We start from the raw sequence: 25,566 nt of genomic DNA on the forward strand, positions 1-25,566 counted from the left end.
CTTTCTTTTAAAAATGGAGTAATAAGAGTGGAGCAACATGGGAGGGAAATCAGCATGAAACAGAAAAAAGTTTACGTCGTACCGCATTCCCACTGGGATCGCGAGTGGTATTTTACAATAGAAGATTCAAACCTTTTACTCGTTGAAAATATGGACCGTTTGCTGGACGTGATGGAGAACGATCCGGAGTATACAGGCTATGTGTTTGACGCGCAAAGCTCGATCATCGATGAGTATTTGAAGATCAGACCGGAAGAGAAAGAGCGTTTAGCTCAGCTGATCGCCGACAAGCGCATCTTCGTCGGACCTTGGTACACACAAGCTGATTCATTGCTCGTAAACCGTGAGTCATTGATTCGTAACTTGATGTACGGAACACGAATTGCTGAAAAAATGGGGCATTCCATGAACGTTGGCTATCTGCCTGATATTTTTGGCCAGAACACGTATCTGCCTTCGATGTTTAAAGAATTTGATATCGATTATAGCGTGCTTCAGCGCGGAATTTACACGGATCAGCTGAATGGAGATCTGAATTTTACGTGGAAATCTCCAGACGGTGAGAGTGTGAAGGCGAATAATATTTATTTTGGCTACGGCCCAGGGAAGTTTTTAGCGGCTGACGATGAATATATGGAAGAACGTTTACTGCCGATTTTAGAAAAAATTGCGGATTTAAACGAGAATACGGATAACTTGCTGCTGCCAGCGGGCGGTGACCAGGTCTTAGTTCGCGAGCATTTTCCTGAAACCGTGAAAAAGCTAAACGAAATCGATATGAAGCATGAGTATGTTCTATCAGATTATGAAACGTTTATGAAAGACACGTGGGAGACTGGCAACTTTGAGAATGTAATCGAGGGAGAATTGATCGCGACACAAAAATCCAGAATCCACAACACGATTCGTTCACAGCGCTATGACATTAAAAAACTGAATGACATCGCGGAAGAAAAAGTGATCTATGAGCTTGAGCCATTAGCAAGTTTAGCGAGCACGATTGGTTTCAAGTATCCGCAAAAGTGGGTTGATGAGATGTGGAAGATGCTGTTTGATGTGCATGCACATGACAGCATCGGTGGATGTAACTCTGACGACACGAACCAAGAGATCGTGAACCGTTTAACGAAAGTAATCCGCATGGCTGATGGCTGCTTGAATTTATTGAAAAAGCAGATGACAGAAGCGGTGAGCCGAAAGCTGGGCAAGGATTCTATTTTTGTCGTGTTCCACATGCTTCCGAAAGCTTTCACTGGATCTCAAAAAGTCGTTCTTTTCACAAAAGGAAATGCATTTAACGTTCGTGATCTAAATGGAAATTCCGTTGCGCTTGACGTACTTAATCAGGAGTACATCTCAGGCGGGAAGACGATCGTCGTGACGGCTGAAGGCGAAAAGGAAGTTGATGCGCCTGGTTATTACAGAAATGAAGTTCTGCTTCGCGATGTGAAGCTGCCTGCGATGGGCTATGAAACGTTTGAAGTGGTTGAAGGCGGAGAAAACGACCTTCTATCTCATAAGTTTTTAAACAGTCATTTAATTGAGAACGACCATTTCCGCATTTTTGAGGAAAATGGCGTATTAAATCTTGAGGTGAAAGCTACAAAACAAACGATATCTGATTTTATGAGATTCGAAAATGTTGCAGACGCTGGTGACTCGTACGACTTCTCACCTTTAGAAGAAGATGCACAAATCTATTCGAAAAAAGTGCTGTCTGTTTTCGTTGAAGCGAGTGCTGGCACTGAGTTCATGGAAGTTGTTCATGTGTTGAACGTTCCGGGCAACTTAGAAGACAGAAAAGCAGGCGATATTAAAAAAGGATTAGCGGTTGTTACGCGGTTTGAGCTCCGAAAAGGGGAAGCGTTTATCCGAGTTAAGCATGATATCGAAAATGATGTGAAGGATCACCGCGTTCGCGTGCTGCTTCAAACATCCATTGAATCACCTGAACATTCTTTTGGTGATCAAGGCTTTAGCTTGATTCAGCGACCAACAGTTAATCAATATATGGAAAACTGGCGTGAACAGAAGTTTGCAGAAGCTCCAGTACCGATCTATCCATTGGAAAACTTGGCTGGTGCGACGAATGGCGAACGAACTGCCGCGGTTATGACAAAAGGAATCAAGGAATACGAGCTGATCAAGGAAACAGGTGAGATGGCTCTGACGTTATTCAGAAGTGTTGGGTTGCTCGGCCGTGACAACTTGGCTTGGAGACCAGGAAGAGCGTCTGGAATCAACAATAAAGTCGTTTACACACCTGATGCTCAGATGCAGGACAAGATGACGTTTGAGTATGCGATTCATGTCGGAAAAGGTCACGATGTTAAACAGTTGTTTAAATTTGTGGACCAATATCGCGGTCATTCTTTAAGTTATCAAAAGCAATCACTGAACACATTTGAAGAACGACTCGACCGTTTCGAGATTCCGTATCCGGTTGATATTCTGCCAGCTAGCTTCACTTTGTTTGAATCAACAGGAGATGTTTTCTTGAGCACGCTTAAGAAAGCATATGACGATAATTCCATTGTTTTACGTTTGTTTAATCCGAGTGAAGAAGAACAGACGGTGGTGTTATCAAGCGAACACATCCAGTCTGTTTCACAAACGAAACTGAATGAAAAAAGTGTCATCGACGTGAAGGATGAAATTACCGTTCGGCCCAAAGGATACGTTACACTGAAACTGGTTATGAAGGAGAATGCGTAAATGAGTTTTCCAGAAAAAGTTGAGAAGCTGCTAAAAACGATCTATGGTGAGGACTTTTTACCTGAATATAAAAACGAGATTTTAAATCTTGTTGAGGCGTGGAAAAAGAAAGAGTGGAGCAAAACAGCTCCCCTTTCCGAGAAAAATGTGTATCTGATCACGTACGGCGACATCATTAAAGAAGAAGGTCAGCCGACGTTAAAGACGCTGAACAAATTCATTAATGAATATGCAAAAAATGAGATCACCGATGTCCATTTGCTTCCGATGTTTCCGTACACATCTGATGACGGTTTCTCGGTAGTAGATTACCGTGAGATTCATCCTGATCTTGGCGACTGGTCTGATATTGAGCGTTTTTCAGGGGATTACCGTCTCATGTTTGATTTTGTGGCGAATCATATGTCCAAATCGAGCAAGTGGTTTCAAGGGTATCTGAAGGGTGAGCCGGAATATGCCAACTACTTTATTCCTCGTGAAGAAGGTTTTGATGCATCAAACGTGGTTCGTCCTCGTACTTCACCTCTTTTCCATGAGTATGAAGGCGGAAAGACCGCTTGGACAACGTTTTCTGAAGATCAGGTGGATGTGAACTTTAAGCATTTTCCAGCTTTGCATGAAATGACAGATATTTTATTGGAATATGCGAACCGCGGCGGGACAAGCATTCGCTTGGACGCGATCGGTTTTATGTGGAAAGAATCAGGCACGACTTGTATTCACTTACCGCAGACACATGCGATCATTCAGTTGTGGCGTGAGATTTTAGAAGAGCTTGAGTTGAACACACTGCTGATTACTGAAACGAACGTTCCGCACAAAGAAAACATCAGCTATTTTGGTGATGGCGAGAACGAAGCGCACATGGTGTATCAGTTTTCCTTGCCGCCTCTAGTACTGCACACGTTAACAACACATGATGCAAATAAGCTGACTGGATGGGCGAAAACGATTGAAAAAGTTTCTGATTCAGCAACGTACTTTAACTTTTTAGCAAGTCATGATGGTATCGGGATGCGTCCGACGGAAGGAATTTTAACAGAAGAAGAGCGTACTGCTTTGGCTGACAAGGTGCTGAAGAACGGTGGCCGCGTTTCTTATAAGAGCAATCCGGATGGAACGGAATCTCCTTATGAGCTGAACATCAATTATATGGACGCACTCATCAACAAGGACGAAGATGTAAGTGAGGATGTTCAAGTTCAGAAGATGCTTGCTGCGCATTCGGTGCTATTTTCAGTGATGGGTGTTCCGGCTGTGTATTATCACTCGCTTTTAGGATCGGAAAATGATTATGAAGGCTTGGAGTCATCAAGCATCAACCGGCGGATTAACCGTGAAAAATTCGACTATGAAGATTTGGTTTCACAGCTGGAAACATCAACGCGCAGACAGAAAGTTTTTACAGGATTAAAGAAATTGATTCGAACACGTCAGGGCGAGAGCGCGTTTAATCCTTTTTCAGCTCAATTGATTTTAGAGCTTGGAGAGCAGGTATTTGCTTTGGTACGCAGAAATGAAGAAACAGGTGATACTGTGCTGTTTGTTGTGAATGCAGCTTATGACACGGTTGAAGTTGAGCTTCCGTTTGGGGGCCATGACTTATGGAGCGGAGAAACAGTCGAAGGATCTGTTGAGCTCGCGCCGTATCAGTTTATGTGGATCAAAAAATAAAGGCAGCTAAATCACAGTTGTTTTTGAAAGTAGTTGATTTCCGTTCCAGGTTGCTCGCTTTCCGCGGGGCGTGCGGTGAGCCCCCTAGGCTTTTTCAGCCTGACGTGGTCTCACCTGCCCACTCGTCCCGCAGGAGTCTCGCACCTTGCACTCCAATCAACTTAACAATGGAGACAACTAAAACAACCTCACAAGCAACAATTTAATAGAAAAAGAAAAATAAAAGAAGGTGGATGCAATGAAGATTGTCATCGCTCCCGATTCGTTTAAAGAAAGCATGACGGCGGCAAAAGTTTGCAGTGCTGTCGAAGCTGGATTTCGGAAAGTGTTTGGGGACGCTGAATTTGTGCACGTTCCCGTTGGTGATGGTGGAGAAGGAACTGTTCAGTCGGTCGTCGATGCGACGGATGGCCGAATCGTTGAAGTTACAGCAACAGGTCCGCTTGGTGAAAAAGTGGATGCTTTTTACGGGATTACAGGTGACGGGAAGACGGCAGTGATCGAGATGGCTGCTGCTTCCGGTCTCCATCTTGTTCCGAGAGAGCAGCGGAACCCTTTGGTGACAACGACTCGCGGGACAGGTGAACTGATTTTAGATGCACTCGATAAAAAAGTGGAACGTATCGTGCTCGGTCTTGGCGGATCGGCTACGAACGATGGCGGAGCAGGTATGGCTTCAGCACTTGGTGTGAAGTTTTTGGATGTGAATGGTGAGGAGTTGCGTCCTGGCGGTGAAGCATTAGGAGAACTGCTTACAATTGATTTATCTGACATGGATCCGCGATTGAAATCGGTAAAGATAGATGTTGCGTGTGACGTGACGAACCCTTTGACTGGACCGCTTGGAGCTTCGGCTGTTTTTGGACCTCAAAAAGGTGCGACTCCTGAAATGGTTGGCGTTTTAGATGCGAGTTTGAAAAGATACGCTGAAGTTGTGGAGCGGAATCTTGGCTTGCAAGTGGATGAACTTCCAGGAGCAGGTGCTGCAGGTGGACTAGGTGCTGGAGTTGTCGCGTTTTTAGACGGAAAACTGCAAAGCGGAATCGACCTCGTGCTTGATGTTATCGGATTTGAAGAGGCTGTTCGTGATGCCGATCTTGTGATCACAGGAGAAGGCCGGATTGATTCTCAGACGGTTCACGGGAAAGCGCCGGTTGGTGTAGCGAAACGTGCAAAAGCTGTGGCGCCAGATGTTCCAGTCGTTGCAATCGCAGGAAGCATCGGTCCGGATTACGAAGCGGTGTTTGAGCATGGCATAGACGCGGTATTTAGTGTTGTTAACGGTGTGGTAACGCTGGAAGAAGCACTGGAGAACGGATCGGTTAATGTTGAAAAAACAGCGGAAAACATCGCGCGTTTGTTACAATTAAAAATAAATTAGCCCCTTGCTCTCAAGGGGCTTTCCTCATTTTTATAGGATTTGAGAATATTAGAAGTGATTCTTTTAGTGTGATGTTTGGGGACTTTACTGTGAGGCATTTCGCACGAATATGAGGGTTAATGCTTTTGTTTATTCATCATCTTTAATAACGCAATCACGTCATCATTTTGGCTAACTTCGATACGGTTCACAGTGTCACGAATCTCTTTTACATCGGTTTCTAATGTATCAAGTCTTGTTACAATCTGTTGCTGGCCTGCTTCTAAGTTTGTAACTTTGTTATCTAGATTAGAAACTTTGTTATCCAAAGTAGAAACCTTATTATCCAAATCCGAAACTTTGTTATCGATGCTAAATAATTTTACTAAGATTTCATTCAATACTTTTTCCATATATCTCACCTCCTTCATTAGTATTCCTAATCATTTTACAATATATAAAACTTGTCGTACAGTTGGGGTAAATTAAACATGTGTTTAAAATCAAGGAGGTTTTGGCATGAGTGTCATTGATATTAACTGTGATATGGGTGAGAGTTTCGGCGCTTACAGACTCGGAACTGACGAAGAGATTTTAAAGTATGTGACGTCAGCAAACATCGCGTGCGGATTTCATGCTGGTGATCCTGCGACAATGAGAAAAACGGTGAAGCTGGCTCTTGATCATGGAGTTGGAATCGGTGTTCACCCTGGCTTGCCTGACCTGGCTGGATTTGGCCGCCGTAATATTGATATTTCACCTCAAGAAGCGTATGACATGGTGGTTTATCAGATCGGTTCGTTATGGGCTTTTGTAAAAGCGGAAGGCGGAGCGATTCAGCATGTGAAGCCTCATGGTGCGCTTTACAACATGGCCGCGGTAAATCGTGAGCTGTCTGAAGCCATTGCAGAAGCGGTTTATAAAGTGAATCCGGATTTGATTCTGTTTGGCCTTGCCGGAAGTGAGCTTGTGAAGGCGGGCGAGAAGGCAGGACTTCGCACGGCATCAGAGGTTTTCGCAGACAGAACGTATCAGCAGGATTGCACGCTAACCTCCCGAAAGCTGCCGAACTGCATGATCGAAAATGACGATGAGGCAGTCGCACAAGTGATCCGGATGGTAAAAGAGGGGAAAGTGCTGACGCAGCAAGATGTGGACGCGGATATCACAGCGGATACCGTTTGTATCCATGGAGACGGAGCTCATGCGCTGTCTTTTGCTAAAAAGATTAGGCAGACGCTTGAGGATTCGGGAATTATCGTTCGGAAAATTGGTGAAAGTCTTTAAACGTTAAAAAAGCTGGTTCATATAGTATGAGCCAGCTTTTTAAGTGTCGTAATTTGTCTGGAAATGACATCTCGTGGATAAAGTCTAAAAACTTTTGGATTGGATCCTGAAACTCTTGGATTCAACACCAAAATTTTTAGATTCGCCCCTGTTTTTGTGGATTGAAATCCATATGCCGGCTGAAATACCCCCTTAGGTACAACGAATACGGTCATTTTTGGACGGCCAAAAATGCATTTTCAATCTAACCTTCTGTTTCAGCTTCCTCAGCTTTTTCATTTTTAATAAAAAATGAAATAATAAGCCCGATTAAGGATAAAACTGAAACCACAATGAACGCCATGTTGGCGCCATACATATCAGGATAAGAAATCTCAGGGTTATCTTTGGCGTTACCTGCCACTGTTGTCATAACGGTCACCAAAATCGCCGTTCCTACTGATGCAGCGATCATTTTCATCGTATTATCCATCGCGGCGCCGTGCGGAATCAACCGTTTTGGCAGCCGATTCAAACCAGCAGTCGCGACGGGCATCATTACCATTCCGAGACCTAGCATCCGAATGCTGTACATGATCGTAATAAACGTAAATGATGTGGATGGGCTGAGTGTTGCGAAAGCAAAGGAAGAGCCCGTGATTATAGTTAAACCTGTGAACGCAAGCCATTTCGCGCCGAATTTATCAAATAGCCGGCCGGTAATCGGTGATAACAGCCCCGTAATCAGTGCGCCAGGTAAAAGTGCCAATCCTGCCTCAAAAGCTGTAAAATCCCTCATGTTTTGCATAAATAACGGAATAATCGTCTCAGCTCCGATCAACCCCATGAATGTGATCATCCCAATCGCGACAGTAAGCGGGAAGACTGAGTTGGCAAATACACGGAACTCGAGCATCGGATGTTTTAATCGAAGCTGTCTTGTAATAAAAAGTACAAGCGCAACGACGCCGATTCCAAGCCACAACAAGGTGCTTGAGGCTGTCCATCCTAAGTTCCCCGCGCATGTGAATCCATAAAGAAGTCCGCCGAATCCGAACGAGGACAGGATGATGGATAAAACATCAACCCTTGTTTTCGCCGTCTCTGTCACATTTTTTAAAGCAAAATAAGCGACGAGAATATCGATGAGTGCAATTGGTAAGATAATGAAAAATAGTAGCCTCCACGAATAATGCGATGTTACCCAGCCGGATAAGGCTGGACCGATTGCCGGCGCAAATGAAATAACAAGACCGACTAACCCCATCGCAGATCCTCGTTTGTTAACCGGGAAAATCATAAGAAAAACGGTTTGCATGAGCGGCAGCATGACGCCAGCTCCGCTTGACTGAATCACCCTTCCAAGCAAGAGCATCTCGAAGTTAGGTGCCAATCCGGCAACTAGTGTACCAAAAGCGAACACACCCATAGCAGACAGAAAGAGCTGTCTTGTTGTAAAACGCTCTAATAAAAATGCGCTGACTGGAATCATGATCCCGTTCACGAGCATAAACACAGTTGTTAGCCACTGTGCGCTGTTCGCAGTGATGTTCATCTCGTCCATGATCGGCGGTATCGCTGTAATCATCAGTGTTTGGTTCAAGATTGCAATAAACGTTCCGGCAAGAAGCAGAGTTACAATCGTAGACTGTTTATAATTTTGTGTTGCTTCCATTCACATCTCATCCCTGTCAAAAATTATGATGTGTACAGCTTACACGATTTTTATTTGAAATCACATTAAATTGCCTAGTGCAATACACTAGTAAAAAACCTAGGTGATGGATGGATGAGGAACAGCTAGCTTTGAACGATGACGTGCTGCTTTTACTAGATATCTTTGTGATTTTATCGGTTGATAGGAACCCTGTGCTGGGTGTTGTTTTAGTAGGATTGCTTAAAGCAGTGACAAACGATCGTTCTGTCAGGATAGCATTTATTTTATTAGTGATCGTACTGAACATGGGAGTGAGAAAATAATCATTTATACCCGGGCATGAGGAAGGAGGATGTCTAGCTGTTTTCCTGTTTTTAAACAATTCATACTATTTAAACGATTTCGTTATTATTCTACAATAGGGTGAAAAGGAGGGCTATTGTGAGAATACAAGCTAAGCGATTACTTATTTTAGGGATAATGTGTTTATGTAGTATGGTATTTTTCGGTTCACAAGCGGCTGAGGCAAAAGAAAAGGATAAGACAAGCTGTTATGACTCAACTGTTTCGTTAACACCAGAGGAACAGAGGATTGAGGATGGGAATCCGATTCCGCAACAGATCTTAGAGGACAGCGAATTTACTCCATACGTAGATACGTTTAAGCGAGATCTTTGTTCGGTAAAAAGTGAAAAACAAGCTGAAAAGTTAATCGAAAGACACGGTACGAAGCTATGGAAAACTGCGGTTGACCGTGCTCAGGGGAAACGACCTGATTTAGGAGAGCTCGATACATATGATGATCGTCCGCTATACTGGGCGAGACTCAGCATGACAAGTGCACTAAGACAATGGGATCCAGAATTTGAGGTAACAGAAGAAAAACGGGAACAGCTCATGAAAAAGCTAGAGTACACTTCACGTGGGATCACTACGATTCATTTTCCTAAGGGTGAACGAGTTAAGCGTGTTCTGGTAAGTGGATTTGATCCGTACCGTTTGGAGCAGGAATTTAGAAGAAGTAATCCTTCTGGAGCAAGCGGACTCCAGCTCGACGGTCGATGGGTTTGGACGGAAGATGGACTAGCTGTTATCCAAGCAGCGAATTTTCCGGTTCGATGGGACGATTTTGAAGAAGGAATTGTTGAAGATACATTCGGTCCATATTTGAAAAAAGGACCAAAGCAAATAGATTTGATGATGACAATCAGTCAGGGCGGACCTCGCAAAATGGCGATCGAAGGTTATGCGGGCCGCTGGCACACAGGGGCTGACAATAAGCTGGAAGAGCGGGCTGAAGTGACGCCGACCGTTTCTGATTGGCCGATGCCAGAACCTCTTCCGGAATTCATTGAAACAACTCTCCCATATGAAGAGATGATTGAGGCAAAAACAGGACCGTGGCCGGTGTTCCGAAACGACGAGGTTTGCGAGTGGCTTCCGCCGAACTTTGAAGATCCAGCCGTTTGTCATGATGGCGGTCCAACACTAGGTTCAAAGGCAAGAGCAGGAGGGGGAGGAAGCTACTTATCTAACGAAAGCATGTACCGCTCCAACCGTGTCCGTCTTGGGCTAGGAGCTAACGATATCCCGGGTGGTCACCTTCACATCGCGGCCCAAGAGTTTTATCCAGAAGACAAATCGGTTTACATCACCGATGAATTCAAAGAATTCCGCAAAAATACAGTGGATCAGACGGTTGAATTAGTGGAAGCGGCTGCTAGAGGAATAGAATAATAGCATAGGAGAGAGTGCCTTTACGATGAGGCACTCTTTTTAGTTATCCCTCCTAAGCTACCAAAGCAGACCCTGAAAGGTGTACAGAATAAATAGAGCTACAAAAGCAACATATCCATAAGCGATGTAAATCAGTGTTTTGTTAAAACCTTTGTTTAAAATAACGGAAGTATGTAAAAAACCTGCTGATAATAAGATGGTGTTATTCCAATAGCCCGTTCCCTGAAAAAATCGATAGAGTGTGATCGTGAAAAAAACGCCCCATAACAGTAGTGAAATTATGTAAAACTTCTTCATTCGTAATCTTCATTTGAAAATTTATCCTACAAAAATACTAACATAGGAATCACTCTTTATAAAAAAGTGACCTAAACGTACGGCTCTCTGCGTATTCTAGAATAGTTAGTTTTACGGACTGGCTTAGATAAGAGGTGCTGCATCATGAATATCGTCGAGATCCTGAATCAATTGAGCGACCGCTTTTTTAAGATGAAAGTTTATGATCTATCTGCTCAGATGGCTTATTATTTTCTGATGTCGGTTTTCCCGTTTTTGTTAGTGATCTACTCATTGATGACTTACTTACCTCTAAATGAGAGCAATATATTGGAGCTGATCCAGCCATATGCTCCTGATGCTACGTACGCGCTGATCGAGAAGACGCTATCTTATACGGTTAGGAGGCAGGAGGGAAATCTCCTTTCGTTGAGCTTAGTTGTTACATTGTGGCTTTCTTCTATGGGGTTTCAGTGCATGAAGCGCATTTTAAACGATGCGTATGAGGTACGAAACGATGAACATAAAATAAAACAAATTGTTGAGAGTCTATTGTTAACAGTCGGATTTATGATTGCGGTGCTGTTTTCAGTGATCGTTCCTCTTTTTGAAAAATTATTAAGTGTGTATCTAAAAGGGATTTTTTCGATTGTTGAGTTTCAGAAGTTGTGGATCATTGTGCAGTGGGGGATCGGGACTATCTTTCTGCTGGTCTTTTTTATTGTGCTATATTCATTCGCGCCTAGCATAAGGCTCGATTTTAGCAAAGTAGTTCCAGGAGCTTTCTTCGCTACGATCGGCTGGCAGCTAGTATCGATGGGATTTGCTTCTTACGTCAGCGGAAGCAATTATTCAGCGTTATATGGTCAAGTTGCCGGTCTAGTCGTCTTGATGCTGTGGTTTTACCTGTCCGCGATGATTATTATACTGGGTGGGCTGCTGAATACGGTGGTGTATCCGAATGAGCCTGTAAAATGGTAGCTTTTTAATGGTGTTTTTCACTATGAAAAGTGGGTTGGCGTGAAACGAAGAGGTTTGTGCGTGAAACAGAAGTGAAAACGCGTGGAACTAGCAAGTCAACGCGTGAAACGAAGGTGATTTGGCGTGAAACTAAGCCAAAAACGCGCGAACGTGTAACAGATTATAAAAACACGTACCGTAAATAGATAAAGGGTGCCTCCGCAAAAGAGGCACCCACACATTTTTTATAAAACCCCAAATTTCTCATCCCGCACATCGGTAATAAACATATGCCCTGGGGCGTGGGTGATCATGATTTCTGGCTTCACATGCATAGCCACAGCCTGAGGAGTTACGCCGCATGCCCAAAACACAGGAACTTCGCCTTCATGGATCTGAACGGGATCACCGAAATCGGGTTGATACAAGTCATAAATCCCGATGCTCTCGGGATTTCCGATATGAACGGGTGCGCCGTGAACAGAAGGGAAGCGGCTCGTCACCTGAACGGCTCTCACTACGTCTTTTTCAGGAATCGGCCGCATGCTCACGACCATCGGTCCTTCAAAACGGCCGGCTTTTACACATTCGATGTTCGTTTTAAACATCGGAACGTTGCATCCGCGCTCAATGTGGCGTACCGGAATTCCGTTATTCATCAACGCATGTTCAAACGTGAAGCTGCAGCCCAGCAAAAAGCCAACCATCCCGTCATCCCAAAGGTCTGTAATGTCTGTTTTTTCTTCAGCCAACTCGCCGTTTCTGTAAACGCGGTATTTCGGAATATCCACTCGCAAATCCGCATCAGGAGCGACAAGCGCAGGGACAGCTGAACCTGGCTCCGTCACGTCCAGCACAGGACATGGTTTCGGGTTCCGCTGGCAAAACAGAAGGAACTCAAACGCCAGTTCTTTTGGCAAAACAACTAAGTTTCCCTGGGTGTACCCGTTAGCTAATCCGCTCGTCGGCTTCCGCCATTCACCGCGTCTGATCATATCACGCGCCTCAGCAGGATTCATTCTGTCTAGTGCATTCATGAAAGCTCCCCCTTGGTTTTATGCAAATAACTTAGGCAGTCCTGTGTACAGTGAATAAACACTCATGACGGCCATGATCACAACGATCAGCACACCAAAAATCGTCATCCACATTGGATGTTTGTAGTCACCGACAATCTTTGGTTTGTATGCCGCAATCAGCATCACACCTAATGAAATCGGTAAAATTAATCCGTTTAGTGATCCTACTAAAATGAGAATCTTAACAGGCTGTCCAACAACCGCAAAAACTAATGTTGATACAGCGATAAAACCGATAATAATCCATTTATGATATTTTTCTAAAGCAGGGCTGAACGTACGAATAAATGAAACAGACGTGTAAGCAGCTCCAACAACAGAAGTGATGGCAGCGGCCCACATTACGACACCAAACATCTTATATCCGATGTTTCCAGCAGCTAATTGGAAGACAGATGCTGGCGGGTTATCCGGATCTAATGTTAACCCCTGTGCCACGATTCCAAGTGCAGCCAAGAATAGGAAGATACGCATGATGGATGCGATGCCGATAGCTGAAACAGAACTTCTGGTTACTTCACGTAAATTCTCTTGCCCTTTAATTCCTGCATCAAGCAAACGGTGGGCACCGGCAAATGTGATGTACCCTCCGACTGTTCCCCCAACTAGCGTTACGATCGCTAGGACATCAATCGTGTCTGGTATAAATGTTTTTACAACCGCTTCTCCAACAGGAGGCTGAGCCGTAAACATTACATAAACGGTTAATCCAATCATGACGAAACCAGCGACTTGGGTGAAACGGTCCATCGCTTTTCCGGCTTCACGGACAACGAATACTAAAATGGCGATAATTCCACTTAAAATAGCTCCGGTTTTAGCGGAAACTCCAAACAGAACGTTTAACCCAAGGCCTGCTCCAGCAACGTTTCCGATGTTAAAGGCGAGACCACCCATAACGATTAGGACGGCAAGGAAAAATCCTAAGCCAGGTAGAACGTCGTTTGCGATATCTTGTGCTCTTTTTTCGGAAACCGCGATAATTCGCCACACGTTCATCTGCGCACCAATATCAATAATGATGGATGTTAAAATAACAAAACCAAAACTTGCTGCGAGAATGGACGTAAAGTGCGTTGTTTGTGTTAAAAATCCAGGTCCGATGGCGGATGTAGCCATCAAAAACGCGGCGCCTAACAGTATACTAGCTTTCGATTCTTTCTTCATACTCTTCCTCCTAGATTACTTCGATTCTTGTTTTATTTTTAGTGAGATTCCTTGTTTCAACTGGTGTATTTGTTTTTCTCGGTCTAAATATAGCTGTTGAGCGACTTCATGTGAGACCTCGGTGAATTGCACTTTGTCGCCTGGTTTTAGCTGAGCCATGATTGGCAAGTCGACCGTTGCGATCTGCCCGATTTTCGGATAGCCGCCAGTGGTTTGACGGTCAGCTAAGAGGACAATTGGATTTCCTTCAGAAGGCACTTGAATCGTACCGAAGTTCACTGCTTCTGATAGCATTTCTTGTTCTTTTTCGAGTAAAAGTTCAGGTCCTTTCAAGCGGTAGCCCATGCGGTCAGACTGCGATGTCACTTCAAATGATTCTGTAAAAAGCTTCATCTGGCTGTCTTGCGTAAACCAGTCATACTGTCTGCCTTTCATCACTCGAACTTTCGGTTTTGGAGCTGGTGTTGCCGTAAATTCTGATGCGATTGTCCACTGCATCTCTGCAAACTTTTGCCCGTCTAATTCGGCAGCTAATACTTTTGTTATTTGGATCGCAAATTCACTTGGTTCTCTGAGTGTCAGCTCATCATCGGCTTGAAGCGGTTTTCCGTTAAAGCCGCCGATTCCTGCTCTTATGTAAGTTGATTTGCTGTCCATGACTTCAGGCAGGTCGAAACCACCCGCGACAGCTAAATAAGCACGGCAGCCTGTTTTACATCCTCCGAACTTAAGCTTGCTTCCGGCTTTCACTAAAACAGAACGCCAAAGCTTAACTGGCTTCCCATCAACTGAAGGGGAGAGGTTTCCGCCGCAGATTGAAATCAGCGTGTCTTCCGTAAATTCCATGTCAGGACCTAATAAAGTGAGCTCCAACGTTGCTTCATTCTCATCATTGCCAACTAAAAGGTTTGCTATCCGATGGGCTGTCGCATCCATCACGCCACTCGCGATCACACCGTATTTTTGATAACCATAGCGGCCTAAATCTTGAACACTTGTAAGGAGACCCGGCTTCGTAATCTTAATCATTCTCGTTCTCCTCCCATTTCTGAAACTCATCTTCTGTAATCGGTACAAATTTTATTTGATCTCCCGCTTGTAAAAGACTTGGTGTATCGCCTTCTGGAAGAAAAAGTTTACGAGGTGTTTTTCCGATCAGTTGCCATCCGCCAGGTGTTTCAATCGGATAGACACCTGTTTGTTTGCCGGCAATTCCAACAGATCCAGCTGGAATCTTCAATCGCGGGTTCTTCCGTCTAGGTGCAGCAATCCGTTCATCCATCCCGCCGATATAAGGAAATCCAGGGGCAAACCCGATCATGTAAACGATGTATTCACCATTTGAATGAATGTCGATCACTTCTTCTGGCGTCAGTCCGTTTCGTTCGGCTACTTCTTCCAAGTCTGGTCCGAATTCACCGCCATAGAAAACCGGAATTTCAACGACACGGGGTTCAGCCCCTTCTTCCACGTCTAGTTTTTCCAAATATGAACTTAATTCTTCACAAACTTTTTCATAAGGAAGTGTTTCCGTTTTAATTTTCATAGGATCATAAAAAACGGCGACCGTCGTGAACCCTGGAACGTATTCAATTACCCAGTCAAAAGACTGTTCGTCTAAAAAAGAGGAGACTTTATTCACTTTTTGCTGAATGTCCCGGCTGATGTCTTCGCCGAGCTCAATGATTACACTGTTGTCACCTAAAGGCTGCAATTTAAACTCCATCATTTTCTCCCCTGTCTATTTATGTAAAATTAATCAGAATATTTGTATATTTATAAAGGTCTAGTATAAAGGAAAACGCTTTAAAATCAAACCTTCATATCCATTGATTCCCGATAGTAATTATTTCTAGTCTCGAATTTTCTATACAGGTGGTTTATCTTTAAACAAACGTTTAAAATGGAAAAAGAGAAATCCAAGAGAAAACCCACATAGGGAGTGTTGTGAAAGTGTATAATGAACCGATTTTTCTAAAACCTGTATTCAAAGACCGAATCTGGGGCGGAACAAAGCTTCGTGAAGAGTTCGGATACGATATTCCATCGGAAACAACCGGAGAGTGCTGGGGAATCTCCGCTCATTCGAACGGACCAAGTGAAGTAGTGAACGGACCTTTAAAAGGGAAAACGCTTGATCAAGTGTGGGACGAGCATCGTGAACTCTTTGCAGATCAAGAGGGAGAAGACTTCCCATTGCTTGTAAAAATTTTAGATGCGAAGACTGATCTTTCCGTGCAGGTGCATCCCGATGATTCCTACGCTCGTGAGGTAGAAGGCGAGGCTTTTGGTAAAACAGAATGCTGGTACGTGATCGATTGCGAGCCAGATGCAGAATTGGTGTATGGTCATCATGCTGGATCTAAGCTTCAGTTTGAAGAAATGGTGTCTGATAACCGCTGGAATGAGCTTCTTCGTAAAGTTGCGATTAAGCCAGGAGACTTCGTATATGTGCCGAACGGAACGATTCATGCGATCGGTGCGGGAACGATGATTTTGGAGACGCAGCAAAGCTCTGATATTACGTATCGTGTGTATGATTACGATCGCCGTGACGATGCGGGTAACACACGTGAGCTTCATATCGAAAAGTCGATTGAAGTTGCGATGATTCCGCATCAGGACGCTGACTTCGAGCCTGTTTTATCTGCGAATGACGATTTGAAGATCGAGAAATTGATTAAAGAAAATTATTTTACCGTTTATCATTGGAACTTGGAGGGTGCGGTAGCTGGAGTTGAAAATCCTTCGTACTTGTTGGTCAGTGTACTGGAAGGTGAAGGAGAGTTGAAGATTGATGATCAATCTTCTTCCGCATTTAAAAAAGGCGACCACTTTATCGTGCCATCGACAGTGAAAAACTTCGGAATGAGCGGGGATGCGAAGTTTATCGTGTCACATCCGACGATTTAATAAAGAAGGAGCAACCGGAATGAGGGTATTCCGGTTGTTTTTTGTGTAAAAGAAAGACTTGAGCGTAACTCGATGATTTTGAGCGAAACTAGAGGTGGTTTGAGCGAAAAGCAGGGGATTCTGAGCGAAGATCGATGATTCTGAGCGTAGCGAGCTATTTTTGAGCGTAGGTGTAACAGATAAAAGAACACGTACCGTAAAACCTCAGAAAATCTATCGAACACAATAACGAAAGCCCCTTGCAAACAAGGGGCTTCATTTTATTTATTCACTTTAGAGGTAGAGTCACGTTTTAATAGGGTTGCTGGCAGAAGCAGCTCTGTGATGGGTTCCTCTGTGTTTTCCATTCGCCAAACGAGCTGTTCAATCGCTTTTCTTCCATAAAGCTCTAAATCAATATCCATCGTAGTGATCTTCGGATTCGCTAATCTTGAAAGCTGTCCGTTATCAAAGCTGCAGACGGAAACATCATCAGGCACGCGGAATCCTTTTTGCTGTAGCGCAGACTGAACAAAAAATCCAAGTCCGTCGTTTACGCAAAACCAAGCTGTCGGCTGTGTCTCTACTGAATCCACCAAATCACGTACTATGATTTCGCTTTCCTCAACGGAAGAAAAAATCAATTGCTGATCGACTTGCAGTTCGTGCTCTTGAAAGGCGAGTAGATACCCTTCCAGCCGCTCCTGATAACTCGGTGAAAAACGGGTATCCCCAACGAATGCAATTTTCTTATGACCAAGATCGATCAAGTGTTTAACTGCAGTGTAAGCTGCAAAGCGGTTATTCGTCAGAATCGCATCAGCCTGAATGAGCGGGTGATGATGGTCGATCGTTACCGTTGGAATACCGGTTGCGATGACTTTGTTGATATATTCGGTGCTGATATGCGATAAGATGAGCACGCCATCGACTTGTTTATTTTCTATAAAAGAAGGGAGAGTCAGATTCTCCTTAGCCTCGTTGCTTACCGATTGGATCAGTACATTCAGTCCTTTGTTTGTCGCCTCTTTTTCCACACTCAAATAAATCTTTCCAAAAAAGCTTTGCAATGAAAATGCGAGATCTGATGCAATGAGTCCGATGTTGCCCGTACCTTTTCCCCCTGTTTTCGCTGTGATCGTCTTGTATTGATATCCTAATTCCTTAGCTGTTTCTTCAATTTTTTTACGTGTGGCAGGGCTAACGCCTGGTTTTCCAGAGAGAGCCTGTGACACCGAGTTTTTTGAAATATTTAAATGATCCGCAATGTCTTGCATGGATATTTTTTTCGCCATTATTTAAACAAACCTTCCAAAAAAAGAATTTTGTCACGTTACAAATTAAATATAAACGAAAAGGCAGATTAAGTAAATAAAAACAAACGGTAAATTTAAAAAATACCCTTCAAGCCTAGAAGTAATTAGGAAAGTTATGATTATAAAATTGTCTGGCAAAACGTTTGACAACATTACAAATACGTGTAATAATCACATTACATTAAGTTACAAAAACAATTACTTGAATGACATATTTACACATTGTAATTAAAGTCACGCTTTTTTTTAAACCTAAAATGATAGCGCTACCATTCTGGGTTCGTAGTACAAATAATGGGCATCACTATTAACAAGGGGGATATTCTGATGAAAATGAAAAAGGTAGCATCTCTTTTCCTTACGGCAACGATTGCAGCATCCGCATTGGCTGGCTGTTCAACCGGAAACGGTGAGAAATCTGCAGACGGAAAGACGACAATCGAATTCTGGGCTGCTCCAAACCCGACGCAGCAAGTGTATTGGAAAGAGATGGCGAAAGAATTTGAAAAAGAAAATCCGAAAGTTAACGTTAAAGTAAGTCCGATGAAAGAAAGTCCAACTTCAGAAGCAAGCATTCAATCTGCGATTGCAGGTAAGAGTGCGCCAACGATGTCTGAGAACATCAACCGTGGGTTCGCCGCTCAGCTCGCTGATAGTAAAGCACTTGTTCCGCTTAACGAAATCGAAGGCTGGGATAAGCTTCTGGAAAATCGCAGCATGACAGACACGATCAAAACATGGGAATTCTCTGATGACAATCAATATGTCATGCCCATTTACTCAAACCCGATGTTATTTGGCTGGAGACTTGATATTTTAAAAGAAGTAGGGGTAGATAAAATGCCTGCTACTTATAGTGAAGTTCTTGATGCTGCTAAAAAGCTAAAAGCGAAATACCCTGAAAAGTACGTTTGGGCTAAACCTGCCCTTGCAGACCCAACAGCACATCATAGATGGTTTGACTTCTTCATGCTTTATGATGCGGCATCCGGCGGTAACAATTTTATCGAAGGTGATAAGTTTGTAGCCGAGGATGAAGCAGGCTTAAATGCATTGAAATTTATGGATGACCTCAGAAAAGAAGATGCAATTTTAACGAAACAGTCCACAGATCCTTTTGAAAACGGTCTTGGGATTTTCACAGACCTTGGACCATGGACGTTCAGCTATTGGGAAGAAAAGTTCCCTGAGATGAAATACAACGAGAATTTTGGGCTGGCACTTCCTCCAGTTCCAGACGGTACGGATACAGAAAAAGTGAACACATTCGCTGATACAAAAGGAATCGTTATCTATGCGTCAGCAACAGAAGAAGAACGAAAAGCGGCGATGGAGTTTATGAATTTCGTATATTCGAATCCAGAAAACGATCTGAAGTGGCTCGAAACGACTAAGCTTCCACCAGCTCGTGACGACCTCTCAGCAAATGAATCGTTCAAAGCGTTCTTTGATAAAAATCCTGAACTGAAGCCTTACGCAGATGCTGTACCAAACGCAATACCTTCTATTGATAACGCTAAATACAACGAACTTCAGACACATATTGGCCGTTACGCTGTGAACCCTGTCGTGAAGGGAGAAGTTGATCCTGAAAAAGGCTGGAAAGAGATGAAGAAGGCCATAAAGGAGGAACTTAAAAAATGATGAAAAGAAACGGGACGGGCTGGCTATTCGCCAGTCCTTACCTTTTATATGCGGTCATTTTCTTCGCCATACCGCTGATCTGGTCCATGTATCTATCATTCACAGACTGGAACTTAATCTCGCCGGTCTACTACTTTAAAGGGTTTGATAATTTCATAGAAGCAGTGAAGCATCCAGGAGTGCAGGCAGCATTTTTTGTAACATTTAAATTCATGGCCGCCTTTGTTCCGATGGTTATCGTTTCGTCGCTCGCTGTAGCACTTGTCATTCACGGACTGCCTCGTTTCAAAGGACTATTCCTAATCGGATTCTTCCTGCCGTATTTGGCATCAGGGGTTGTTTCATCCCTAATTGTAAAAGGATTGCTCTCACATAACAGTGCGTTCAACGTATTTTTACGAAAATTTGGAATCGAAATCGACTGGCTGAGCACACCGTTATCCGCATTGCTTGTGGTTGCGGCAATCATCGCTTGGAAGTTCACCGGCTACTACGCACTTATTTTGACGGCTGGTTTTGAAAGCATCAATAAAGATGTTTATGAAGCAGCTGCTATTGATGGCGTAACACCATCACAACGTTTTTGGAAGATAACTTTGCCGCTGCTGTATCCAGCATTATTTACCGTGTTGATCCTCTCAATCGGAGTTTCATTCGGGATCTTTACGGAGGTTTACCAGCTGACAGGCGGCGGACCGAACTACGCAACAAACACATGGCAGATGGAGATTTTTAAACAAGCGTTTACGAACTTGAGCGCAGGTTACGCGTCAGCAGTTGCGATCATTGCTTCTGTTGTGACGTTCGCTTCAATCTTAGTCATCAGAAAATTACTAGAGATGTGGGGGAAACGTAATGGTTGGGTCTAAAAAAGGATTAACTTTTCGCTATGTAATCGCTTTTGCATTGCTTATCGTTATGGTCTTTCCATATCTCTATATGGTGATGAACTCGTTTGCCGACTGGACACAGGTTGATAAAAAGGTTGTACCTACTGAGTTTACGATCCGTTCGTATGAATGGCTTTTCTCAGGCGGGGAAGCTGGCATTGCAAGACCGTGGCTGAAGGCTTTCTTCAACAGTGTCATTGTATCGACAGCATCAACCGCACTCATGATGGTGACGGGTGCTATGGTCGCTTTCGCACTCGCGAAAATGAACTTTAGAGGACGGGATTTCATCAATAATGCGGTCTTGTTCCAAATGTTCTTCCCTGCGATCATCTTGCTGATTCCAACGTTTTTAATCATTCAAAACGCTGGACTTTATGACACATATACGGCGATGATCCTGCCGAAAGCGATGAGTTTATGGGCCGTCTTCATGTACACGAACTTTTTCCGGGCGATCCCGGACACATTTATTGAGGCGGCTAAGTTAGACGGAGCTTCAAACTTTCAGATCTTATATAAAATCGTGATGCCGATGTCAAAATCGATCACAACAGTCGTTTTCTTATTCTTGTTCATGGAAAGATGGACGGAATTATTGTGGGATATGATTGTGGTCAGAAGTGACAGTATGCTGACGCTTAACGTATTACTTTCCCAAATGTTCGGGCCATACGGCGGCTACCCAGGTCCGATGTACGCAGCATCCGTCCTACTCACAGTTCCGATCATCATCTTGTTCCTGTTCTTTTCAAAACAGTTCAAAGAAGGCATGCAGTTTACGCTTAAATAGGTTGAAGGAGAATTATTTATGACAAAGACATGTGCAGAATTAGTCGAGATTTATTTAGAAAAAGATCAGCCGGTGAACCCCGAAAAGCTAACGTTTACGGGTGTTGGGGAACGGGATGTTTATAATATCACAGCTCCGTTTGAAGACGAAGGAGAGTTAGTGATCGCGGGTCGTGTTGAAGCCCGTGACACTGAGCATTCAGAGGTTTACTTTTTCGTGAACCGTGATGGGGTTTGGACCCCGAGAGAAGGAGCGCCGGTTTTTGAACTGCAAGATCCATTCGTGACGAGGATTGCCGGAGAGCTAGTGCTTGGGGGAGTAGAGATTTTTCCGCATCCGACGAATGAAGGCGCACTTGGCTGGCGGACTGTTTTTTACAAAGGTTCATCCATAGAAATGTTGAAGCAGTTTTTTAAAGGACCGGACGGGATGAAAGATCTTCGTCTCGCTGAATTAAACGACGGAAGTGTTGCTGTCTTAACCCGTCCTCAAGGAGAAAAAGGGGGACGCGGAAAGATTGGTTTTGCGCGTATCCCTTCATTAAAAGAGTTAACACTTGATGTGATTGAAGAGGCACCACTTTTAGAAGGGCAGTTTGCTGAAGGGGAATGGGGCGGCGCGAATGAACTCCACATTCTCGATAACGGACTGATTGGCGTACTCGGACACATCGCAAGTTTTGATGAAGAAGGAAACCGTCATTACTATCCGATGGTGTTTTCATTAAATCCTGAAACAGGTGAGCATACAGAAATTCAGCTCATTGCAATCCGTGATGACTTTTTAGCTGGCGCTTCTAAACGTCCTGATTTAGTGGACGTGGTGTTTAGCGGCGGACTTGTTCGTAAGGAAGATGGAACTACAGATTTTTACGCAGGTATCAGTGACGCAGAAGCCCACAAAATTACGATAAAAGATCCGTTCAATCAATTTGAAAAATAAGGGGACATGCAGCATGAATGTGTATCGATATGAAGAAAACCCGCTCGTAACACCTCGTGATGTAAAGCCGCACCGTGACGATTTTGAAGTGATCGGAGCGTTTAACGCTGGAATTGCTAAATATAATGATGAAGTGATCATGCTTTTGCGTGTGGCTGAGCGTCCAATAAGTGATGATCCGAACGTGGTGAAAGCTCCGGTTTACAATGTTGAGACTGGGGAACTGGAGATCCACTCGTTGGATTTGGATGATGAACGGTACGATTTTTCCGATCCGCGTGTGATCTGTGAAAAGAAAAATGGCAAGAGCTTTTCGTATTTAACATCGCTTTCCTATATTCGATTGGCACGTAGTACGGATGGACGCAACTTTACGATAGACGATAAGCCTTTCATTTATCCATCTAATGAACTGGAGACGTTCGGGATTGAAGACCCGCGCGTTACACAGATTGGGGACACGTATTACATCTATTACAGTGCGGTTTCTCCGGCGGGTGTCGGTGAATCACTCGTTTCGACGAAAGATTTTGTGGAAGTTGAGCATCATGGGATGATCTTCTGCCCCGAGAACAAAGACGTGTTAATTTTTCCTGAAAAAATTAACGGCCTTTATTATGCGTTGCACCGGCCTGTTCCAAAAAGCACGGGCGCACCGGAAATCTGGGTCGCAGAATCTACGAACCTTTTACACTGGGGCAACCACAAACATTTGATCGGATTGCGTGATGGCATGTGGGACAATGGCAGAATTGGTGGCGGTGCAGTTCCGATTAAGACGGAAAAAGGATGGCTGGAACTCTACCATGGCGCATCAAAAGAAGACCGTTATTGCATGGGCGCTGTTTTGCTAGATTTAGAGAATCCGGCAAAAGTGATCGCTCGTTCAAAAACACCGATTTTGGAGCCTGAAGCCAATTATGAAGTGGATGGATTCTTCGGGAATGTCGTGTTCTCATGCGGGGTGCTTGTCGAGGGTGACGTTGTGAAGATGTATTACGGCGTGGCGGACACATCAATGGCATGCGCAGAGCTCAGTTTACAGGAGATTTTAGACTCATTGACGTATTTATAAGAAAAATGTGGCCAAAACTTCAGGTTTTGGCTTCTTTTTTATGGGCATTATAGAGCCTGTAGGCGAAATTATGTCTGGTTCGGGTGCAACATGCAGCAGATGGGGTGAAACCTGGCATACACGGGGTGAAACGAAGGGTTCAACGGGCGAAACTATGCTCACTTGGGGCGTACGTGTAATAAATAAAAGAACACGTACCGTAAACCATTAAAATACGGCTCACGTAAACTCAAATACGAGTTTCATGTTAAAATCAAGCTAACGAAAGGAGCGGTCAACATGATTTTAGGTGCAATTGAAGCAGGCGGTACAAAATTTGTATGCGGAATCGGAAATGAAAACGGAGATATCATAGAGAAGATTAGCTATCCGACGACTACACCGGAAGAAACGCTACAGCTCGTAACAGATTATTTCAAAGATAAGCAGATCGAAGCGCTTGGCGTGGGCTCATTTGGACCGATCGATCTGAACCAAGAAAGCTCCACGTACGGATTCATCACGAGCACACCGAAAAAACATTGGAAAAATGTGAACCTGCTTGGCGAACTCAAAAAACATATCGATGTGCCAATGGCATTCGACACAGACGTGAACGCAGCGGCGCTCGGCGAACTGGAATGGGGAGCGGCAAAAGGGCTAAACAGCTGTATCTACATGACAGTCGGAACGGGAATCGGAGTCGGAGCAGTTACAGAAGGTAAGCTCATTCACGGAATGCTTCACCCAGAAATGGGACACATTCTAGTCAAACGTCACGAAAACGACACCTACAAAGGAAACTGTCCTTTTCATGGGGATTGCTTAGAAGGAATGGCATCAGGTCCTGCTATCGAAAACCGCTGGGGTCAAAAGGGAGTGGTGCTCTCAGCAAACCCTCAAGTTTGGGAGCTTGAAGCTTATTATCTCGCACAAGCACTCGTAAACTATATTCTGGTGCTCTCACCGAAAAAGCTCATACTTGGCGGTGGCGTGATGCAGCAAAAACAATTGTTTCCAATCATCATCGAAAACGTAGTGAACCTGCTGAACGGCTATATTCAGCACGAGAATCTATTAGTATGTATTGATGATTATATCGTTCCGCCTGAACTGGGTGATAATGCGGGATTGTGCGGGGCGTTGGCGCTGGCAAAAAGAATACAAAAGCGGTAAGCTGACTCATTTTGGAGTCAGCTTTTCTTCTGTATCTAAGCTTGTATCGGCGATAGCCTAACAAAAAAACACGTACCATACAACAACCGCTATCATCCAACATCACCACTCCAAACGCTAAAATTGGAGGTTATCTCCACTTTTTCTAAAATTTTTGAAGAATTTATTCATATTTCCATTAAATTGTGATACTATTCAAAATAGATAGAAATTTAAATGCGCAAAATGAAAGGAGGAAAGGCTTGATAATAAATAAAAATGAAAGCGCTTTAGAAAGTGAAAGCTTAAAGCGAACGATGCCTGTAAAGCTTTACTATTATGAAGTTGAATCTGCGAACGCTGTTGATGTTTTGTTTGTTCAGGACGGTGAAGATTACGAACAGCTTGGCGAAATCAAAGACACCATCGATCAAATTAAACGAACTCAATCGCTTACTGCAAACCTGTTGCTTGTACTCGTTCATCCCGGAGACTCTCATCAAAGATGGAACTGCTACCATCCACAAGGAGATGAACATACGCAATACAAAGACTTCATCTCACAAGAACTTTTCTTATTCATAGAAAATTGGCTTTCAGATAAACAACTCCACATCAGAAAGCTAGGAACCATCGGGGATTCTTTAGGTGCTGTCATCAGCACTTATCTTGTAGCAGAAATCCAAAAACCATGGACCCACCTAATCCTACAGTCAGCAGCCTACGAAAAACACATGGAATCTATTTTAGAAATATCAATCTTTCCTTCAAATCTTCAAATCTATCAAGTTGTCGGCAAAAAAGAATTAGCGTTTACATCACCCATAACGGGCAACACATTATACATACTTAATCAGAACCGTGAGTTCCACCAGCGGTTTCAGCTGCTCGGAATAAGTGTTGTCTATTATGAAGAAGACGAAGACCACCTATGGGATTTTTGGAGAAGAGATCTGCCTAGGGCTTTATCATTTTTTATTAACGACTAA

General features: G+C 43.7%; 22 protein-coding genes. 15 read left to right on the plus strand and 7 right to left on the minus strand.

The features are described 5' to 3' along the window. Positions 1-54 precede the first annotated feature (54 nt). From ACFW35_RS02080 to ACFW35_RS02090, 3 genes are all read left to right on the plus strand, one after another. Positions 55-2,715, plus strand: a complete 2,661-nt coding sequence (locus ACFW35_RS02080; RefSeq protein WP_379843420.1) for a glycoside hydrolase family 38 C-terminal domain-containing protein — start codon at positions 55-57, stop codon at positions 2,713-2,715. Beyond that, positions 2,716-4,389, plus strand: a complete 1,674-nt coding sequence (locus ACFW35_RS02085) for an alpha-amylase family glycosyl hydrolase (protein ID WP_379843422.1) — start codon at positions 2,716-2,718, stop codon at positions 4,387-4,389. 238 nt (positions 4,390-4,627) lie between these two features. Then, positions 4,628-5,770: a glycerate kinase gene (locus tag ACFW35_RS02090; protein WP_379843424.1), complete on the plus strand. Its 1,143-nt coding sequence runs from the start codon at positions 4,628-4,630 to the stop codon at positions 5,768-5,770. Positions 5,771-5,886: 116 nt separating this feature from the next. Here ACFW35_RS02090 and ACFW35_RS02095 read toward each other — a convergent pair whose 3' ends face one another. Next, complete coding sequence (locus ACFW35_RS02095; RefSeq protein ID WP_379843425.1) at positions 5,887-6,162, minus strand: hypothetical protein; 276 nt, start codon at positions 6,160-6,162, stop codon at positions 5,887-5,889. 106 nt (positions 6,163-6,268) lie between these two features. On the opposite strand from ACFW35_RS02095, the gene ACFW35_RS02100 reads away from it, so the two are divergent. After that, positions 6,269-7,036, plus strand: a complete 768-nt coding sequence (locus ACFW35_RS02100) for a LamB/YcsF family protein (protein WP_379843427.1) — start codon at positions 6,269-6,271, stop codon at positions 7,034-7,036. Between the two features lie 244 nt (positions 7,037-7,280). Here the strand turns inward: ACFW35_RS02100 and ACFW35_RS02105 are convergent, their stop codons facing one another. Beyond that, a complete protein-coding gene (locus ACFW35_RS02105; RefSeq protein ID WP_379843429.1) occupies positions 7,281-8,690 on the minus strand; it encodes a DHA2 family efflux MFS transporter permease subunit in 1,410 nt (469 codons plus the stop codon). Between the two features lie 110 nt (positions 8,691-8,800). Between ACFW35_RS02105 and ACFW35_RS02110 the strand changes: the two genes are divergently transcribed. The 3 genes from ACFW35_RS02110 (at position 8,801) to ACFW35_RS02120 (ending at position 11,666) form a co-directional block, all read left to right on the plus strand. Then, entirely contained in the window at positions 8,801-8,995 is a 195-nt protein-coding gene (locus ACFW35_RS02110) for a hypothetical protein (protein ID WP_379843430.1), read from the plus strand. Between the two features lie 118 nt (positions 8,996-9,113). Then, a complete protein-coding gene (locus ACFW35_RS02115; RefSeq protein ID WP_379843432.1) occupies positions 9,114-10,409 on the plus strand; it encodes a hypothetical protein in 1,296 nt (431 codons plus the stop codon). Between the two features lie 441 nt (positions 10,410-10,850). Then, positions 10,851-11,666, plus strand: a complete 816-nt coding sequence (locus tag ACFW35_RS02120; protein ID WP_379843433.1) for a YihY/virulence factor BrkB family protein — start codon at positions 10,851-10,853, stop codon at positions 11,664-11,666. A gap of 224 nt (positions 11,667-11,890) precedes the next feature. Here the strand turns inward: ACFW35_RS02120 and ACFW35_RS02125 are convergent, their stop codons facing one another. Genes ACFW35_RS02125 through pxpB form a run of 4 tightly spaced genes read right to left on the minus strand, consistent with a single transcriptional unit; the run spans position 11,891 to position 15,617 of the window. Further along, positions 11,891-12,682, minus strand: coding sequence for a putative hydro-lyase (locus ACFW35_RS02125; RefSeq protein ID WP_379843435.1), 792 nt, complete (start codon positions 12,680-12,682; stop codon positions 11,891-11,893). 18 nt (positions 12,683-12,700) lie between these two features. Then, positions 12,701-13,891, minus strand: coding sequence for an NRAMP family divalent metal transporter (locus ACFW35_RS02130; RefSeq protein ID WP_379843436.1), 1,191 nt, complete (start codon positions 13,889-13,891; stop codon positions 12,701-12,703). Positions 13,892-13,906: 15 nt separating this feature from the next. Further along, positions 13,907-14,920, minus strand: coding sequence for a biotin-dependent carboxyltransferase family protein (locus ACFW35_RS02135; protein WP_379843438.1), 1,014 nt, complete (start codon positions 14,918-14,920; stop codon positions 13,907-13,909). Beyond that, the gene (pxpB, locus tag ACFW35_RS02140) at positions 14,913-15,617 is read right to left on the minus strand and encodes a 5-oxoprolinase subunit PxpB (protein WP_379843439.1); all 705 of its coding nucleotides are present in this window, start codon (positions 15,615-15,617) and stop codon (positions 14,913-14,915) included. Before pxpB ends, ACFW35_RS02135 begins: the two co-directional genes overlap by 8 nt. A gap of 227 nt (positions 15,618-15,844) precedes the next feature. Here pxpB and manA point away from each other — a divergent pair, with 227 nt between their 5' ends. Next, complete coding sequence (manA, locus tag ACFW35_RS02145; protein ID WP_379843441.1) at positions 15,845-16,804, plus strand: mannose-6-phosphate isomerase, class I; 960 nt, start codon at positions 15,845-15,847, stop codon at positions 16,802-16,804. Between the two features lie 260 nt (positions 16,805-17,064). On the opposite strand, the gene ACFW35_RS02150 is transcribed toward manA, so the two are convergent. Next, entirely contained in the window at positions 17,065-18,078 is a 1,014-nt protein-coding gene (locus ACFW35_RS02150) for a LacI family DNA-binding transcriptional regulator (protein ID WP_379843442.1), read from the minus strand. Between the two features lie 348 nt (positions 18,079-18,426). On the opposite strand from ACFW35_RS02150, the gene ACFW35_RS02155 reads away from it, so the two are divergent. From ACFW35_RS02155 to ACFW35_RS02185, 7 genes are all read left to right on the plus strand, one after another. Further along, positions 18,427-19,743 (plus strand): ABC transporter substrate-binding protein, encoded by a 1,317-nt coding sequence (locus tag ACFW35_RS02155; RefSeq protein ID WP_379843444.1) that lies wholly within the window; start codon positions 18,427-18,429, stop codon positions 19,741-19,743. After that, positions 19,740-20,612: a carbohydrate ABC transporter permease gene (locus tag ACFW35_RS02160; RefSeq protein ID WP_379843445.1), complete on the plus strand. Its 873-nt coding sequence runs from the start codon at positions 19,740-19,742 to the stop codon at positions 20,610-20,612. Before ACFW35_RS02155 ends, ACFW35_RS02160 begins: the two co-directional genes overlap by 4 nt. After that, on the plus strand, positions 20,599-21,426 hold the full coding sequence (locus ACFW35_RS02165) for a carbohydrate ABC transporter permease (RefSeq protein WP_379843447.1): 828 nt from the start codon (positions 20,599-20,601) through the stop codon (positions 21,424-21,426). The genes ACFW35_RS02160 and ACFW35_RS02165 overlap by 14 nt, the downstream gene beginning before the upstream one ends. A gap of 18 nt (positions 21,427-21,444) precedes the next feature. Beyond that, positions 21,445-22,368 carry an MTP-1 family protein gene (locus ACFW35_RS02170; RefSeq protein WP_379843449.1) on the plus strand — a complete coding sequence of 308 codons (924 nt, stop codon included), beginning with the start codon at positions 21,445-21,447 and terminating at the stop codon, positions 22,366-22,368. Positions 22,369-22,381: 13 nt separating this feature from the next. After that, a complete protein-coding gene (locus tag ACFW35_RS02175) occupies positions 22,382-23,443 on the plus strand; it encodes a BtaManbiosPhlase (protein ID WP_379843450.1) in 1,062 nt (353 codons plus the stop codon). A gap of 279 nt (positions 23,444-23,722) precedes the next feature. Next, complete coding sequence (locus ACFW35_RS02180; protein ID WP_379843452.1) at positions 23,723-24,598, plus strand: ROK family protein; 876 nt, start codon at positions 23,723-23,725, stop codon at positions 24,596-24,598. Between the two features lie 242 nt (positions 24,599-24,840). Next, complete coding sequence (locus ACFW35_RS02185) at positions 24,841-25,566, plus strand: alpha/beta hydrolase-fold protein (protein ID WP_379843453.1); 726 nt, start codon at positions 24,841-24,843, stop codon at positions 25,564-25,566.

The organism is Fictibacillus sp. NPDC058756, assembly GCF_042746035.1.
Lineage (GTDB): Bacteria > Bacillota > Bacilli > Bacillales > Fictibacillaceae > Fictibacillus.